Raw genomic sequence first — 15,567 nt, 5'->3', positions numbered from 1 at the left:
TCAGTACGGTCCCCAGTCCTTCCGGCTCGCACCGGTGCGGATGGCGGTGATGCGCTTCTCCGCTTCCGCGGCGGTCGCCGCCGACTCGCCAGCCTTGCGCCCGAGCCAGGTGGTCATGGCGATCTCGCGCATGTCCGCCAGCTCCGGGTACCTCGCCCAGTCGGTCAGGTCGTAGCCGTAGACACGGACGAACTCCCGATACTCGTCGGCTGTGTGCCATCCGAGCCGGTCGAAGAACAACGCGGTCTGGATCAGGTCCCACTCACGCGGCCCGACGGCGAAACTGTCGAGGTCGATCAGAACCGGACGACCGTCGTCGCCACGCAGAACGTTGCCGACGTTCGCGTCCCCATGAACGACACCGTCCGGGAGCACGAACGGGAGTTCCGGGAACGCGGCACGCGCCCACTCGATCCGCTCGTGCAGGAAATCACGGTTGGTCGACGAGAGGTGCCGTAGATCGGGAAGCTCGTCACCCACGACTCCGAAGGGTCGCAGTTCCGGGAAGGAGATATCGTCCGGTGCTTCGAGTTCGTGCAGTTCCCGAATCAGCCGGGCCACGTCACCGGTCGGCGCATAGTCCTCACCCCGGCATGCGGACTTCCACAGCGTCACGACCCGCCCCGCGCCGTCGATGGGCTGATCGACCGACAGCGCGCGGGTCGCCGGATAGTCGACACACTGAGCCTTTCCCAGTAGGTGCTGGTTGATCATGTGGTTCGGTCGTGCTCGACGTGGAGGAGAACGAGCGCGGCGGCGGTGATCGCGCCGATCCGCCAGGGGCAGAAGCTGACCCGACGCAGCGCCTTGAAGGTGGTCTTGAGCAGGGAGTTCCCGCGTTCGGCCACAGCCCTGACGGCGGAGTGCAGCGTGTTGACGGTGCGCTTGTCCACCGACAGCCCACCGCCGGTGGGGGTCTTGAACGGGCAGGTCAGGCGGGTGTTCTCACCGTCGTAGCCGAGGTCGGCGAGCACGACGTGGGTGTCGTCGGTCCAGTCCTCGATCGCGTCGAGCAGGCCGGGGTGGCCGCGGGCGCAGGTGGTGTCGTGCTCGCGGCCCGGGCGCACCGGGGATGTCCACAACGGCCACCCGTCAGGCGCGGTGAGGACCTGAACGTTCCCGCCGTGGACGTGGTGCTTGCCCGACCACCACAGATCCACTCCCGGGGTCGGTCCGGGAGTGCGGGAGCGGTCAGTGTGGATCACGGTGCCGTCGAGGTGAACGTGGGTGTGCCCGGCGGTGCGGGCCGCGAGCAGCGCGCCGGGCAGTCCAGGCGCGGCGGCGGCCAGAACGTCGATGCCTTCGTGCAGGTAGCGGTAGGTACTCGACAGGCTCAGCTGGTTGTCGGCGGCGAGCTGGGCGACCCGGGTGGCGTCGAGGAACCAGCGCAGCACCAGCACCGCGTGGCGGTCACAGTCCAGCGCGCGGCGCCCGCGCCGGGTCCCGCGCCGGAGGCGTTCCTCGGCCAACAGTCGCGACAACATGGACGCGGTGGGCTCCCCGATCGGGAGCACGGCGGTGTAGGTGACAGGATCGGGCACGCGGGACCTCGGTGGTGAGTCGATCTTTGAGCGGACCGACCTCTTCTACCGGGGTCCCGCACCCTCGTTGAGCACCTCCACGCCCCCGGCGTGTCGCCGCCAGCCGCTCCCCACTACTGGGAAAGGCTCACTCCAACCATCGCGCCACCTGGATCTGACGCTCGGCGTTGTCCCACCCTTGCAAATCGGGAGCTACACGTCCGATGACATTGGAATCGACCCGGAACACCGCATTGGAGCCGATCCGGATCAAGTCGGCCGATCCGATGCCAATCCCCGCCTCCTCACACGCGGCGCTCAGCGACGTACGGGCGTCAGCCTCGGTGAAGGGCACCCCTCACCCTAACTTTCAGCCGCCAGGCCTCGCCCGTCCGCGGATCGACCTCCGCGATCTACAGTTCGAGTCGATCAAGACAGTCGCGCCATCCACGCCAGACGGCGCCGGACCAGCCGATCCGGCCGCCATGATGGGCCCGTGTCGGAGCTCGTACACACGTCGGAGGCCGCGAGCTGCTCGGCATCAGCGCCCGGAGCATCGATCGGTGGGCGGCCGACGGCCGGATCAAGCCGGACCTCGTGACGCCGGGCGGGCACATGCGGTGGGACGTCCAGAACCTCCGCCATCAGCTCAACGAGATCCGTCGTAACGAGTAGCACTTAGGGCGTGTCTCCCAGATAGGCGGAGCGGGGTGCGCGATGCTTGATCGGTGCCGCGTACCGCTGTCCTGACTGATGCCCAGTGGGCCCGTCTGGCGCCGCTGTTGCCCTCCTCCGAGGGTCGTCGCGGGCGCCCGTTCCGCGATGACCGCCGGGTGATCGAGGGGATCATCTACCGGTATCGGTGCGGGCTTCCCTGGCGCGACGCCCCAGCCGAGTTCGGGCCGTGGCAGACGTTGTGGAAGCGGCACCGCCGCTACAGCGGCGACGGCACCTGGGACCACATCCTGGCTGCTCTTCTGGTCGAGGCCGACGCCGCCGAGGTGCTCGGGTGGGCGGTCAGCGTGGACTCCACGATCATCCGTGCCCACCAGCACGCCGCGACCCTCAAGCGCGACACAGGGGGCCGGATCGAACTACACGAATCTGCTCGCCGAACCAGCAGATCACGCGCTGGGACGGTCCCGCGGAGGGCTGTCGACGAAGATCCACCAGCTCGTTGACGGGCACGGCCGCCCGCTGGTGGTCCTCCTCGGCCCCGGCCAGGGCGGCGACTCGCCAATGTTTCCGCACCTGATGGCGCACCTGAGCATCGCCCGACCGGGCCCGGGACGACCCCGGACCCGGCCTGAACGCGTGCGCGCGGACAAGGCCTACTCCTCACGCGCGATCCGCCGGCACCTGCGCGAGCGCCGGATCATCGCTGTCATTCCGGAGCCCTCTGACCAGCAGGGACACCGCAAACGACGGGGCTCACGCGGCGGCCGACCGCCCGCATTCGATCCGGTCGACTACCGAAACCGCAACGTCGTCGAGCGCGGGTTCTGCCACGTCAAGCAGTGGCGCGGGCTGGCCACCCGTTACGACAAGCTCGCCCTGACCTTCCGCGGCGGCGCCGTCCTGAAGGTAATCGTCACCTGGCTCCGCGCATTGGGAGACACACCCTAGCTGAGCTGTTTCCCCTGCCACGCGGACCAGTGAGCCTTTGCCAACCTGGTGTTGGGGCTGGTCAGAGCCTGTGCGGCGTGGCGTGCCCTCGGATGGGTGAAGCTCCTGGTAGACGGGCGATTGCTGAGATCGAAACCGTCCGACCAGGAGCTTCAAGGTGCTGTCCTACCCGTCCGGGATGACCGTGTCCAGCCGTGCCCTGCACGTACTCTCTGACGCGCTACGGGCGCACCGCAACCAGCGGGCGACCCGGTGGCGGAAGCTGACGTGCGGCCGCCAGGCCCTGCTCGTGGTCGCCCACCTGCGCAAGGGCGAGACCTACACCGACCTCGCCTGCGGTTTCCGGGTCGGGACCTCGACGGTCTACCGCTACCTGCGCGAGGCGATCGAGCTGCTCGCGGCGATGGCCCCGACCCTGGAGCAGGCGATCGACGTCGCCATCGGGAAAGCGTTCGTCATCCTCGACGGCACCCTGCTGCGCATCGACCGCGTCGGGATGGCCTCGGGCTATGACCGCGGGTTCTACTCCGGCAAGCACAAGTGCCACGGACTCAACGTCCAGGTCATCGCCGACCCCGCCGGCCGGCTGGTGTGGATCTCCCCGCCGCTTCCCGGAGCCCGCCACGACATAGGCGCCGCCCGCGAGCACGGCATCATCGACGCCCTGACCGAGCACCGGATCCGGGCGGCTGCCGACACCGCATATCAGGGCGCCGGCCCGACGGTCGCGGTCCCGCACCGGCGGCGACGCAAGGACCCCGACACCGGCCGGTTCCGCCCGCTGTCGCACAACCAGCGCGAGGTCAACGCCGCTCACTCACGCCGCCGCGGACCCGGTGAGCGGGTCAACGCCGAGCTGAAGAACTGGAAGATCCTGCGCAAGATCCGCTCCAGCCCGAACCGGGCCGGACAGCTCATCGCCGCAGTTCAGACCCTCATGATCGTCAACACCTGACCAGGTTGGCAAAGGCTCAGTGTCCGAGTGTGCCCCCTACTGTGCCCTGCCGCCAGTAGCGGTCCTCGCCCAAGAATCGTCCCTCACGGGCGGGTCAGCATCTTGGCTGCACAGCTGATATAACTACTGGACCGCTCGTCCAGTCAAGAAGATGTCAGCGACGAGGGCGATCCGATCATATGTATGTTCGCAGAACGTGCTACGGATGCGCGGCCACGGTAGATGTTCCTGTGCCGTCTCCTACTTCACCGATCTGCACACGCAGAAGGTGCCGGCTGCGTTTGAACCGTGAACTTCTGGTCGTATCCGCACTCCGACGGCATGGCGGCTGGGCAAGTTCCGCACAGATCGCGCAGAGAACGTCTTTGACACCAGCGAGAGTCCGACGCGTGCTGGCACGCCTGGTACGCCGCGAGCGAGTCCAATCGCGCACAGCCAAAAACTCTCCACGCTTGACAGATCGCCGTCTTTACCGTCCCACCGATGCTGGCACGTCTGATGCACCAAGAACTTCTGCCCGAACCACAGCGGCGGCACAGCGATGAGCGACCACACGAGCACCGGGGCGCTCCAGGCCATTCGCGCCGAAGCTTGGCGCGTCCACGCCGAACGCATGGCCGCAGAACTTGTGTCGGCCGGATGCATCCGAGACCGGCGGTGGTACGAGGCGTTCGCGAACACGCCTCGCCATCTCCTGCTGCCCGGCATCGACGCGCGCGGGGTGGACGGCGACGACGTACCCGAACAGTGGTTGACCGCCGTCTACTCTGCCGCTCCACCGACGGGCGCGGACGACGAGTCGCCTCCGTGGCCGGTCGTCCCGCCATCGGAGCCCACGCCGGCGGAACTCGCGGCCCTGCTGGATCTGCTGCACCCAGCCGACGCCGAGATCGAGCTACCCCGCGTACTGGAGGTCGGGGCCGGATGCGGGTACGTGACCGCGCTGCTCTGCCATCGCTTCGGTGCCGAGCAGGTGACCGCCACCGATCCACACAGTGCGGACTACACGCGCGCCCTGCTCGCCGGACTCGATCTCTTCCCGTGTCTTGTCACCGCCCGCGACCCGCGCGGCGCGGCCGCGTACGGGCCGTTCGACGCGATCCTGTGCACGACGGGAGACCCTTCGACACCTCCGCCGACTTGGCTTCCGCAGCTCGGGGACAGCGGACGGATGATCGCAGTCGTACGTGGAGCGGATAGCCAGTTGGCAGCCGAGGCATACCAGCGACTACAGGCAGGACCGGTACATAGCCGAATTCTTTACCTCGGAACAAGACCACCGCTCTCCTAACGCGAACCGGACTCGCCCGCGGCCTACGCGTCCATCTCGGGACCCACGGCCACTAGCCCACCCACTTTCACGCCGTGTCAGTCGGTGTTTGGGCAGTCCCGGCCCGCATGCACCCCAGATGCGTCCCGCTGCAAGTCAAAATCGGCTGCGTTGAGATTCGTCGTAGAGGTAGCACCACCGCATGGGGGTTTGTTGCGCCGTCGTTCGCGACGCCGCCAGAATCGCCGAAGTCCATGTCCGATCCTGGCAGGAGGGCTGCCGCAGCCAGCTCCCCGACGAGGTGCTCAGCTCCCTCGACCCGAGCCAGCGTGTCCCTCGGTAGACAGAAGAGCTCCAGGACACGGGGTGGCCCATACGCGGCACGCTGGGAGGGCGCCGAGATGGTGCGAGCCACCGTCACCCACGAGGGCCGCCGCTCTCGTCCATCTCGGAGGCCTGCCCGGCGGGCGAGGGCTTCGCCGGAGAGTAGCTGGACTGTAACGCGCTGCCAGCCCGGGGCGAGCTCTGCGAGAGACCAACATGAGGAGCACCGTGGCACGCACACCGTCGAGGGCGAGCAAGACATCGCTGTATCGGATCAGCCTCGAACCCGAAGCCCCGTTTCTTACCGCCGCCAAGTCTGAGTACACGGATCGCGAAGAATTTTTCATTGAGAATGTCACAGTTGGCAGTCGGTCCGCACTACTGGTCTATGGACAGATACCAAACGCTAGCCCTGACTGGCTAGATCATGCGCAGTCCCTTACGTCTTTTCGTCCTCCGTGCATCAATAACACGTCGGCGAGTCTTCTACTGCTTCGACTTGACGACGAGGCTGACCACGCCTACGGACTAACCTGGGGAATGGGACACCTTCTCATCTCCAGTAATGTGATGGACGACGGGTTCGGTCTCAGATTCGCTTTACGTCGAGCAGATGCAGAACAGGTCAGTGCCCTCACGACCCACGCACTCGACACTCTCCCTCGCACGGCTCGCTTGTCAGTATTCGGCGGCACCACAATCAATTCCTTTGGGATGGAGGAAATCGGGGAGGTTGTCAGCAGGCTCGTCGGAAAAATCCCGGCAGACGGCTTTTCGAGCGACAAGCCCGGAACGCCCACATTTATCACAGTGAAGGGCGCTGACGCTCTTAGTGTACCACTCGGAAAGACGGCCAAGGACGCGCTTTCAGATCTTCACCTGATCGACTCTGTCATACGAAATGAGGTACCGGCCGAAGGTCTCGAACATCTCGAAAACACTCGACCTCTCCGACCAGGAAACCCCAAGATAGAGCTACTCGAAAAGCGATTCAATGAAGTCGTCGCGGACCTCAAGCCGGGGCGCCTCGCACTAAGCTGGCCGGCAGAGTGGAACGAAGACGCCGGCGAGCCAGCAAAGTACCGAATAACCGGCACCACCACGGGAACAGTAGAGACACCTGACCTGCAACTCGAAGCGCTAAGAACTCCACTGGCAGAGAACCCGGATCCCGCAAAGCTAGAACGCCTTCGCAAAATACACATCCAGGGCCTAAATGAGGATGGAGGCGTCATGTCGCGAAAGATATCGGGCGACAAATGGATATCCTTCGAATGCGACCTTGACGACGAGCGCTTCGTAATGCAGCGTGGACGCTGGTACAACGTAGGTGGCGCGTACATAGAGATGCTGGACAGGAGAGTAGATCGGATCCTCGAAAGGGAGGCGACAGTGGCACTACCCCCCTGGCCAATGGAATGGAAGAAGAAGCGGGATAGCAACAAATACAAGCTTGGTCGTGCCAAAGAGTTTAGCTATAACAACTGGGCCGCTGATTCGAATCCGGACCTACTTTTGCATGGATCACCAGATGATCCTGACCGAGCTACATCCCAGAGGTTTCGAGGCTTGCGATCTCCTTCACCGCGATGGCACACTAATTCACGTAAAGCACCTCGATGATTCAGTGTCCGCGAGCCACCTGTTCAATCAAGTGATTGTCGCGGCCGAGTCATTGCGACGACAATTAGACGCGGTAAAATCCTTCACGGTGAGAGTTGACAAGTTGAGCGAAGGTAGCTTCTCGATCGCGACAGACTATGAGCCAAGGCGAGTAATCCTGGCGTTCAGCGGTGGCGGGTCCGTCCAGGAATCGATCTTTACATTCTCCAAGATCACGCTCGCACGGTGCGCGCAACGCCTCGGAGACCTCGGAGTCTCACTTGAGATTGCGCGACTGACGGAATCAAACGATATCATTGGCGAAATACCCAACGAGACAGAGGTAGCTTGCCCCTGAGTGGGAACCGATCGGAGGCTTCAGCCCCGCCCAGGGGCGCCGAAGGCACCTTGACCTTGGACGGAGACTCTAGGCACACCGCGAGTCACGAGCACGACCCTACGATACCGCTGCAACGGCGACGGCCATACGGACCGACCTATGCGACCGTAGATTGCGTGGGCGCGAGCGTGGCCCGTGTGGATAGCGCACATATCCCCCCTCGGACACAAACCATAACCCCAACCGTTGGATTGGATGTTGATCTTAGCCCGGACGATCCGTTCGGCGAGTCGGTAGATCAGGCGTAGCCCTAGCCCGGACTCTTCACGGGCTGTGCCGGTGATCTCCGACCCCAACTGAAGAAAGTGCCTCGTGACCAGGTAAGACAGCGGGTGTCGAAGCCCTGTCCGCCATGGTCGAGGAGGCACTGAGCCTTTTTCAACCTGACCAGCGAGCTTCTGCGTCAGGAGATCGCGAAGGTTGCAGCGCAACTGCTCTGACCCGAATCCGCGAGTTGCGCTGGTGGCCGGACTGGGGAGATGGCGATAGGTGCCCGCTGACCTGCGATGATCGTGTTTGCGACGACACGACATTGCGGGTTGAGAGGACACCTATCAGGTGCGAACAGTACGCAAGCGACGCCCGCGGTGTGCGCGGGTGCGTCTCGGCGCGCCGGACGCGGCGCTGACCAGGTTCTCCGGGCTGGCCGCGGTGACCGAGCTGATCGACCGGCTCGGGATCATCGACAAGCTCGACGCCGCGGTCGGGCCCATCAAGGACCGCGACCGCGGGTGCAGCGCCGGGCAGATGCTGGTCGGCATGTCGGCGGCGCAGCTGTGCGGGGAGGACTTCCTGGTCGGGCTGGACCGGCACCGCGCCGACACCGCCGGGCAGGCACTCACGCCGGTGCCGGGGTTGGCGTCCACGACCGCCGCCGGGCTCGCGCGCAAGTTCATCGAGGGGCAGTGGGCGGCGGTGGAGACCGGGCTCGGTGACGTGCACACCACCGCGCTGGACCTGCTCGCCCAGGTCGACCCGGACCGGGCCGAGCAGCTGACGGCGGACGTGACGATCGATCTGGACACCACCGATGTCGAGGTTTACGGCCGGCTCAAGCAGGGCGTGGCGTTCAACCACCAAGGCCAGCGGGTCGCCCGCCCGCACGTCGCGACCTGGGCCGACACCGCGGTGGTGCTGGCCGCTGACCTCGGTTCGGGCCGGGATGACCCCCGCGCCACCAGCGCCGAGCTGTTCCACCGGGCGCTGGCCGCGCTCCCCGCGCAGGCGCGGGCGGGGCGAGTCCGCGTGCGTGCGGACGCGGGCTACTTCGCCGGGCAGCTCGCCCGCGCAGCCCTGTTCGTCGGCGTGGAGTTCGCCATCGGCGCCCGACGCATCGCGCCGCTGTGGCGCATCCTCGACGGCGTCGCGGCCGACGGGTGGACCGACGCGATCGACATGACCGGCGCGCAGGTCGCGGTGGCCGACTATTGCCCGAACTGGTGGCCCGCAGCGACCCAGCTGCTGATCCGTCGGGTCCGGCTCGACCTGGACCACGGCCAGGTCTCCGGTGACCCGCGAGCGCGGCGCCGACGCACCCTGCACCCCGCCCAGCGGGCGCTCCCGCTCGACGACCTCGCTACGGTGGCCAAGGTCGACGGGGTGTTCGCCTACTCGTTCATCGTGACCAACCTCGACGTCTCCACACCTGCCGCAGCCGCGCAGGCCGAGTACTGGTACCGCCACCGCACGAAGGTGGAGAACCTGTTCCGCGACACCAAGCACGGCGCCGCGCTGCGCCACCTCCCCTCCGGACACCTCGCGGTGAACCGAGCCTGGATGTGGGGCGCACTCCTGGCCGCCACCACCAGCGGGTGGCTGCACCACCTCACCGCCCGCACCCGCGACGGGCGCCTGGTCGGGCACGGCGTCCGCGGCGGCCAGGCCATGATCGCCACCCTGCGCCGGCGGCTGATCACCATCCCCGCCCGCCTCGTGCGCCACGCCCGCGGCCTCACCCTGCGCCTACCACCCGGCGAGCACCTACTCGCCGAGGTCCTCGCCCGCGTCCGCGCCCTGCCCGCTCCGTCCTGACCCGGCCGCACCGGCCCCGACCAGCACAGGAACCCGCCACCCGAGGCGACACTCGGGCCGCCCGCTTGCCCACCACCCAACTCCCGACCCAAGCAACATCAACTTTGGCCGACCAAGATCAGCTCATAGCCTACTCGCGGATTCGAGTCTGACCACAGCTGCACAGGTCACCGGCTCGCCAGCTCGGCGTCTGCACCCACACAACCAGGCCCCTGAGCTGCCGGAACGGCAGGTTGAAAAGGGCTCACTTTCCGAGTGCAGACTACAAGCACGCGCCCACCGGTCATCGTGACCGCCGACGGCGCTGGGGTGGTGTCGCACGTCGGGTCGCGTCTGCTGGCCGATGTCGCCGACCGGACCACGTTGGCCAGTGAACTCTCGACCGCGCTCGCACCGCTGCGACGAGCTCGGGCGCGTCATGATCCGGGGCGGGTGCTGGTCGATCTGGCCGTCGCGGTCGCCGACGGGGCCACGAGGATCTGCGAGATCGCGGTCCTGGCCGATCAGGGCGCGGTGTTCGGGTCGGTGGCATCGGACTCGACCTGCTGGCGACTGCTCGACAAGCTCGACGAGCGCCGGTTGTCCTCGATCGCGGCGGGGCGGGCGCGGGCCCGGGAGGTGGTCTGGGCCCAGCACGCCGACGTCGATGGTCGCGCGTTTCCCGCGGCTCGGGTCGCCGGCCGCGACCTGCGCCGGCACGGCCGGGACGTGCTGGTGATCGATCTCGACGCCACGATCGTCATCGCCCACAGCGAGAAGGAACAGGCCACGCCCACGTTCAAGAAGACGTTCGGGTATCACCCGATGCTGGCGTTCTGCGACAACACCGGCGAGTTCCTCGCCGCCCGCTTGCGCCGCGGGAACGCCGGTGCGAACACCGCCGCGGATCACATCAGCGTGCTCGACGACGCGCTCGCCCAGATCCCTGACGCGTTCCGTCACGGGCACCCGATCCTGGTCCGCACCGACACCGCGGGCGCCACGAAAGCCTTCCTCGCCCACATCCGAGCGCAACAAGACACAGCGGTGAGCTGTGAGTTCTCCGTCGGCTGGGCCGTCACCGACCGCGAACGCACCGTGATCAGCCTGGTCCCGAAGACGGTGTGGGCCGAGGCGGTCGACGCTGACGGCGGGCACCGTGACGGCGCCGGGCTGGCCGAGATCACCGGCTTGCTCCCCGCCTCCGCGTTGGTCGACTACCCGGCCGGGACCCGCGTTGTCGTCCGTCGCGAACGGCCGCATCCCGGCGCGCAGCTCGATGCGTTCGAGGAGCGTGACGGCTGGCGCTACACCGCGTTCGCCACCGACACCCGCGTCGGGCAGCTCGCCTTCCTCGACGCCCGCCACCGCGCCCACGCCCGGGTCGAGGACCGGATCCGCTGCGGCAAGGACACCGGCCTCAACCACTTCCCGTCCCGGTCCTTCGCCGTCAACGCGGCGTGGTTGACCGTGGTCATGCTCGCGGTCGACCTGATCACCTGGACCCAGCGCCTGCTTCTCGACGGCGACCTGGCGAAGGTCGAGCCGAAGGCGTTGCGCTACCGGTTGTTGCACACCGCCGCGCGGATCACCCGCGGGCAACGCCGAGTCTGGGTCCGCATCCAACGGTCCTGGCCCTGGGCGGTCGATCTCGCCCGCGCGTTCGCGCGGCTGTGCGCGTTGCCTGTTCCTGCTGGTTGATCTCCGAAGCCCGACACGACGAGCGGCGGGAGCTCCCGGCAGAACGCGCAGGCCGGCCCCTTCGCCATGCCCACCCATCGAACGAACCGGACCGGATCCGCCGCCAGCCGATCACGCGGTCAATCCGCAGCTCCGTGAATCACCAGGGCTAGACGGCCGTAGACCTTGGCTTGTCCTCGGGCTCTGCAGCATCGATGACGTCTCGGACCGAAGTCATCGCGTTGATCATGTCGCGGATCTCATCTCGGTCATGCGCTCCGGACTGGGTTGACGCAAGGTCGCCGCACTCAGCTCCGCACGACGGGCCTGCGTTTCAGCCATCCAGGTCGCTACCACCGACGGTTCTGCTCCGGCTTCGAGCGCCGTCCGGTAACTCGCTAGTGCCTCGTCAGGCAACGTTGGGTAGGTAATCCGGCCTGCGGATCTTGGACTCGGGCGCGAAGTGTTTCTTGGGTCGGGCGTGGCGGTTGGCCCAGGGTGCACCACCGGGCCCTCGAAGTGCCGGCGGCCCGGCCAGTGCGGGGTGTGCGGGGCGTCGTGGTCGTAGTAGCCCTGACACATCCACAGGAATCCGGCGGTGATCTGCAGGTGCTCGCCGGTGTCGGAACGGGTGACCCGGGCCGTCCACCGTTCGTCGCCCGACGACCACTCCAGCGCCGTGACCCGGTGGTGGTAATGGATGTGCGGGGCCAGGTCGTCCTCGGCGAGGACCTCGTCGAGGTAGTCGAGGATCGCGTCGCCGCTCGCGATGGCCGGTCCCCGCCACGGCTTGTGCCGGTAGCCGTAGGTGAACAGGTCGCTGTCCGACCGGACCCCGGGGAAGCGGTGCGTCCACCACGTGCCGCCCCGGTCGTCCTGGGCCTCGAGGACGACGAACCCGAGATCCGGGAACTCCGTCCGCAGCCGGTGCGCGGCGCCGATGCCCGAGATCCCCGCACCGATCACCAGGACGTCGGTGTGGCTCCCGTGCAGGGTCGGGCGGGCGTCGCCGGACGGGGTGCCGGTGTCGTGACGTGCGGTACCGGTGACCATGGGTCGTCTCCTCGGGTGGTGGTCGGTTCCGGGTGTGCGATGGCCGGCGACAGGGGCGCCGACCTGGCGAGGGAGCTCTAGAGTGCGGTCCAGATGGTCTCCGCGTCGACGACGCGGTTGTGCCGCCAGGTGACCGCCCGTTCCACGGCGGCGACGACACCGGACGCCGTGAGCGTCCAGCCCAGCCAGCCGGGCAGGTCGACCGGTGAGGTGAACGTCCCGAACCGCTCCGCCACCTGCGGGGCCGAGGTGAGCAGCTCGAGCCCCTCGGGTACCGCGAGTACCAGGTTGACCAGCAGGATCACCACCGCGGTGACGGCGATCCCCCGGCTGACACGCGGGTGGTCCCGGGTCAGGACCGCGCGCCGGTACTCCAGGGTCCCCGGCGCCGGGGCCAGCCGGCGTTCCCGCCCGTCGGGGGTGACGAGATGGACCCGGGTGACGCCGTAGAACCCGGCGTCGACCTCGATGCGTCCACCGGGGACCGTGAAGGTCGCGGGCATCTCGGCCGTACCGGTGCGCTGCCCGTCCCGGTACAGGCGGGCCTCGTGGTCCTCGGTCGTCCGGGTCTCGACGGCCCAGACGGCGGCGCCGCCGGCGGGATCGGGCACCGTGATCGTGTGGACGGTGCGGGTCAGCACCTGGTGGAGTCCTACGGGTCGCAGCATCGTCGTCACCTCGTCCGTCCTCAGAGGCTGCATCGGGCATCGGCGGGCGGGGTCTCGAGGTCGAGGAGGTAGGCCTCGACGACGTCGTCGACGCAGGTGCTGCCGCCGAGGAGGTAGGCGCCGTGCTGCTTGCCGTCGACGGTGAGCAGGCTCGCGCCGAGGGTGCGTGCCATGGCGACGCCACCCGGATACGGCGTCGCGGGATCGCCGGTCATCGACACGACGAGCGTCTCGGGGACCTCCCCGAGGTCGGCGGGGAGCCACGGCTCGTCGCGGGTCGGTGCTGCGGGCCAGGCCTCGCACTCGCTGTGGAAGTTCCCGGCCGTCAGCGCGTCGACGTCGAACATCGGTGCGACGTCCGCGACCTCGCGCGCGTGCGCGGTCTGCTCCTCCGGCGTCAGGCGGGGCCAGTCCATGCAGCGCACGGCGATGTTCGTGTCGATGTCCGTGGTGTAGACACCGTCGGCGGTGCGGCTGTAGAAGCCGTCGCGCAGGGCGAGGATCTCGTCGGCGCGGCCCGCGTCGAGCGCGGTCAGGGCGGAGACGAGGTCGGGCCAGTGCGTCTCGGCGGCCAGGGCGGCCGTGATCCCGAGGTAGGCGTCCCAGACGCTCACGTCCCGCCCGTCGGCGGTGGGCGCCGGTGTCGCGACGAGCGGTGCGACGATCTCGTGCAGGCGATCGTTCGCCGCTGCGGGGTCGGGCCCGAGGACGCAGTCGGGCGACCCGGCACAGAGTGCCGCGACCTCGTCGAACCGGGCCTGGGAGGCCGCGAACTGGGCGAGGCGGAGCTCGCTCGGCGTCCAGTCGGGTCCGACGGCGCTGTCGAGCACGACCGCACGGACCTTGTCGGGATGGGCCGCGACGTACATGGCGCCGATCTCGGAGCCGTAGCTGTAGCCGAGGAAGGTCAGCCGGTCGTCGCCGAGGACCTCCCGGATGACGTCCATGTCCTGCACGACGTTCGCCGATCCGGCGTTGGCGAGGTTCTCGACGCCGCCGGAGCCGTCGATGCAGCGCTTCGCGAGGTCCGCCGCCTGCTCGGCAGTCGTGATGTCGTACACGGCGCCGAACCGGGGAACATCCCCGGCGTCGTACTCCTCGTCGGTGTGGCAGTCGAGCGCAGGTGTCGACGCCCCGATCCCGCGCGGGTCGAAACCGACGATGTCGAAGCGCTCGGCGACGGGGCCGGCCTGGAACCGGGGCAGGAAGGACGCGACGAAACTCGTTCCGGATCCTCCGGGGCCGCCCGGGTTGATCAACAGGGACCCCTCGGCCTCACCCCGGGCGGGCAGGCGGGTCAGCGCGATCCGTGCCCGCTCCCCCGTCGGCTCGGCGTAGTCGAGCGGGACCTCGACCGACGTGCACTCGAGCGCGGGGTTCGCGAACAGCTCGGCGTCCGCCGCGTTGGTCGCGGTGTCCGTGCACCCGCCCCAGTCGAGCTCCTGCGTGAGGTAGGCACCGAGGTCCGCATCCGCACCGGGTTCCGGCGGAGGGGGCGTCGACGTGCATCCGGTCAGCACGAGCAGGGCCGTGGCCGCTGTCGCCGCGGCGAGCCTGGACCGGCGCGATCGGTGTGGGTGTCGGCGATACGGGGACATGGTTCTCCTGGTTCGGGCCGTGAGGCGTGCGACGGCCGTGGCGGGTCTCCCCGGGTCGGCGACCGGGGGACGAGACCTACCGGCGGGGGCGACCGCCGGAGGTATCTAGCATCATCATGCTAGAAACCGTAGCACAAGCATGCCACTACGTCGGTATGCTGCAACCATGCCCAGACGCGTGGACCCGGATGCCCGTCGCGCCCAGGTCGCCGACGCCGTGATCGACGAGATCGCCGCACACGGGCTCCGATCGGTGACCCTCGCGCGGATCTCCGCACGCTCCGGCCTGGCCATCGGGAGCATCCGGCACTATTTCGGCGACAACCTGCGGCAGGTCATGTCGTTCACGCTGGGCGTCCTCGTCCAACGCGCCCAGCACCGCAACCCGGGGCTCTCCGGCGACCCGGCGACCCGGCTCACCGAGGTGATCGTCTTCACCGCGCCGACCAGCGAGCAGGAGCACAAGGAGAACGTCGCGCTCGTCGAGTACCGCGTCATGGCGCGCACCGACCCGGAGTTCGCAGCCGACGTCGCCGCGACCTCGCTCGCGAGCGTGGAGGCGATCCGCTCGCTCCTGGGCGACGCACTGGCCGACCGCACGATCGAGGACGGAGCGCTGCACCGCGAGGCACTGCTGCTGTTCACGCTGGTCGAGGGCTTCTCACTGGGTCCGGCCCTGACCTCCGCCCCCCTGCACGAGGAGGACGTCCGCGCCGTCGTGACGAACTCGTTGCAGCGCATCCGCGACGCGTACCCGCCCCGCCGGCCGGCGTCGACCGCCGACCCCACCCACGAGTGACCGCGCCGCGGTCCCGCCGCGGACGAGGGAGACCCCGACAACGCCGAGCGCGACGCGAGAGG

General features: G+C 68.1%; 16 protein-coding genes. 10 read left to right on the top strand and 6 right to left on the bottom strand.

The genetic code is table 11. The features are described 5' to 3' along the window. The 3 genes from AFB00_RS18915 to AFB00_RS18905 all read right to left on the bottom strand — a co-directional run bounded on the left by AFB00_RS18915 (nucleotide 1) and on the right by AFB00_RS18905 (nucleotide 1,875). A complete protein-coding gene (locus tag AFB00_RS18915; protein WP_083275647.1) occupies nucleotides 1-714 on the bottom strand; it encodes a phosphotransferase family protein in 714 nt (237 codons plus the stop codon). Continuing rightward, nucleotides 711-1,484, bottom strand: a complete 774-nt coding sequence (locus AFB00_RS18910) for an HARBI1 family protein (protein WP_060714430.1) — start codon at nucleotides 1,482-1,484, stop codon at nucleotides 711-713. Before AFB00_RS18910 ends, AFB00_RS18915 begins: the two co-directional genes overlap by 4 nt. Before the next feature lie 184 nt (nucleotides 1,485-1,668). Then, nucleotides 1,669-1,875: a hypothetical protein gene (locus tag AFB00_RS18905; RefSeq protein ID WP_068798342.1), complete on the bottom strand. Its 207-nt coding sequence runs from the start codon at nucleotides 1,873-1,875 to the stop codon at nucleotides 1,669-1,671. Nucleotides 1,876-2,248: 373 nt separating this feature from the next. Here AFB00_RS18905 and AFB00_RS36320 point away from each other — a divergent pair, with 373 nt between their 5' ends. The 9 genes from AFB00_RS36320 (at nucleotide 2,249) to AFB00_RS18875 (ending at nucleotide 11,408) form a co-directional block, all read left to right on the top strand. Further along, nucleotides 2,249-2,701, top strand: a complete 453-nt coding sequence (locus AFB00_RS36320; protein WP_442965814.1) for an IS5 family transposase — start codon at nucleotides 2,249-2,251, stop codon at nucleotides 2,699-2,701. Further along, nucleotides 2,625-3,146 carry an IS5 family transposase gene (locus tag AFB00_RS36315; protein WP_068798483.1) on the top strand — a complete coding sequence of 174 codons (522 nt, stop codon included), beginning with the start codon at nucleotides 2,625-2,627 and terminating at the stop codon, nucleotides 3,144-3,146. Before AFB00_RS36320 ends, AFB00_RS36315 begins: the two co-directional genes overlap by 77 nt. A 157-nt stretch (nucleotides 3,147-3,303) precedes the next feature. After that, nucleotides 3,304-4,101: a transposase family protein gene (locus tag AFB00_RS18890; RefSeq protein WP_068796246.1), complete on the top strand. Its 798-nt coding sequence runs from the start codon at nucleotides 3,304-3,306 to the stop codon at nucleotides 4,099-4,101. Nucleotides 4,102-4,220: 119 nt separating this feature from the next. Beyond that, nucleotides 4,221-4,646 carry a hypothetical protein gene (locus AFB00_RS36310; protein ID WP_442965873.1) on the top strand — a complete coding sequence of 142 codons (426 nt, stop codon included), beginning with the start codon at nucleotides 4,221-4,223 and terminating at the stop codon, nucleotides 4,644-4,646. After that, nucleotides 4,643-5,392: a hypothetical protein gene (locus AFB00_RS18885; protein ID WP_068798340.1), complete on the top strand. Its 750-nt coding sequence runs from the start codon at nucleotides 4,643-4,645 to the stop codon at nucleotides 5,390-5,392. The genes AFB00_RS36310 and AFB00_RS18885 overlap by 4 nt, the downstream gene beginning before the upstream one ends. Before the next feature lie 531 nt (nucleotides 5,393-5,923). Next, nucleotides 5,924-7,318: a DUF6119 family protein gene (locus AFB00_RS32110; protein WP_197519587.1), complete on the top strand. Its 1,395-nt coding sequence runs from the start codon at nucleotides 5,924-5,926 to the stop codon at nucleotides 7,316-7,318. Then, the gene (locus AFB00_RS36305; protein WP_083275646.1) at nucleotides 7,215-7,655 is read left to right on the top strand and encodes a DUF6119 family protein; all 441 of its coding nucleotides are present in this window, start codon (nucleotides 7,215-7,217) and stop codon (nucleotides 7,653-7,655) included. The genes AFB00_RS32110 and AFB00_RS36305 overlap by 104 nt, the downstream gene beginning before the upstream one ends. A 639-nt stretch (nucleotides 7,656-8,294) precedes the next feature. Continuing rightward, entirely contained in the window at nucleotides 8,295-9,728 is a 1,434-nt protein-coding gene (locus AFB00_RS18880; RefSeq protein WP_068796312.1) for an IS1380 family transposase, read from the top strand. A gap of 255 nt (nucleotides 9,729-9,983) precedes the next feature. After that, nucleotides 9,984-11,408, top strand: coding sequence for an IS1380 family transposase (locus tag AFB00_RS18875; protein WP_068797110.1), 1,425 nt, complete (start codon nucleotides 9,984-9,986; stop codon nucleotides 11,406-11,408). A 225-nt stretch (nucleotides 11,409-11,633) separates the two neighbouring features. Here the strand turns inward: AFB00_RS18875 and AFB00_RS32100 are convergent, their stop codons facing one another. From AFB00_RS32100 to AFB00_RS18860, 3 genes are all read right to left on the bottom strand, one after another. Continuing rightward, nucleotides 11,634-12,440, bottom strand: coding sequence for a flavin-containing monooxygenase (locus AFB00_RS32100; RefSeq protein ID WP_083275645.1), 807 nt, complete (start codon nucleotides 12,438-12,440; stop codon nucleotides 11,634-11,636). 77 nt (nucleotides 12,441-12,517) lie between these two features. Continuing rightward, nucleotides 12,518-13,108 carry a hypothetical protein gene (locus AFB00_RS18865; protein ID WP_156819631.1) on the bottom strand — a complete coding sequence of 197 codons (591 nt, stop codon included), beginning with the start codon at nucleotides 13,106-13,108 and terminating at the stop codon, nucleotides 12,518-12,520. Nucleotides 13,109-13,128: 20 nt separating this feature from the next. Next, entirely contained in the window at nucleotides 13,129-14,628 is a 1,500-nt protein-coding gene (locus AFB00_RS18860; RefSeq protein WP_197519585.1) for an alpha/beta hydrolase, read from the bottom strand. A gap of 244 nt (nucleotides 14,629-14,872) precedes the next feature. Here AFB00_RS18860 and AFB00_RS18855 point away from each other — a divergent pair, with 244 nt between their 5' ends. Then, nucleotides 14,873-15,505, top strand: coding sequence for a TetR/AcrR family transcriptional regulator (locus tag AFB00_RS18855; RefSeq protein ID WP_068798337.1), 633 nt, complete (start codon nucleotides 14,873-14,875; stop codon nucleotides 15,503-15,505). The last annotated feature ends 62 nt before the right edge of the window (nucleotides 15,506-15,567 follow it).

It is taken from the genome of Pseudonocardia sp. HH130630-07 (genome assembly GCF_001698125.1).
GTDB lineage: Bacteria > Actinomycetota > Actinomycetes > Mycobacteriales > Pseudonocardiaceae > Pseudonocardia.
Note: the sequence above shows the minus strand (reverse complement) of the source record. Positions and strands in the feature narration are given on the sequence as shown.

Coding starts and splice junctions, on each gene's coding strand:
- AFB00_RS18855 (WP_068798337.1), top strand. CDS start 14,873: ATGCCCAGACGCGTGGACCCGGATGCCCGTCGCGCCCAGGTCGCCGAC.
- AFB00_RS18865 (WP_156819631.1), bottom strand. CDS start 13,108: ATGCTGCGACCCGTAGGACTCCACCAGGTGCTGACCCGCACCGTCCAC.
- AFB00_RS18915 (WP_083275647.1), bottom strand. CDS start 714: ATGATCAACCAGCACCTACTGGGAAAGGCTCAGTGTGTCGACTATCCG.
- AFB00_RS18885 (WP_068798340.1), top strand. CDS start 4,643: ATGAGCGACCACACGAGCACCGGGGCGCTCCAGGCCATTCGCGCCGAA.
- AFB00_RS32100 (WP_083275645.1), bottom strand. CDS start 12,440: ATGGTCACCGGTACCGCACGTCACGACACCGGCACCCCGTCCGGCGAC.
- AFB00_RS36305 (WP_083275646.1), top strand. CDS start 7,215: ATGGATCACCAGATGATCCTGACCGAGCTACATCCCAGAGGTTTCGAG.
- AFB00_RS18910 (WP_060714430.1), bottom strand. CDS start 1,484: ATGTTGTCGCGACTGTTGGCCGAGGAACGCCTCCGGCGCGGGACCCGG.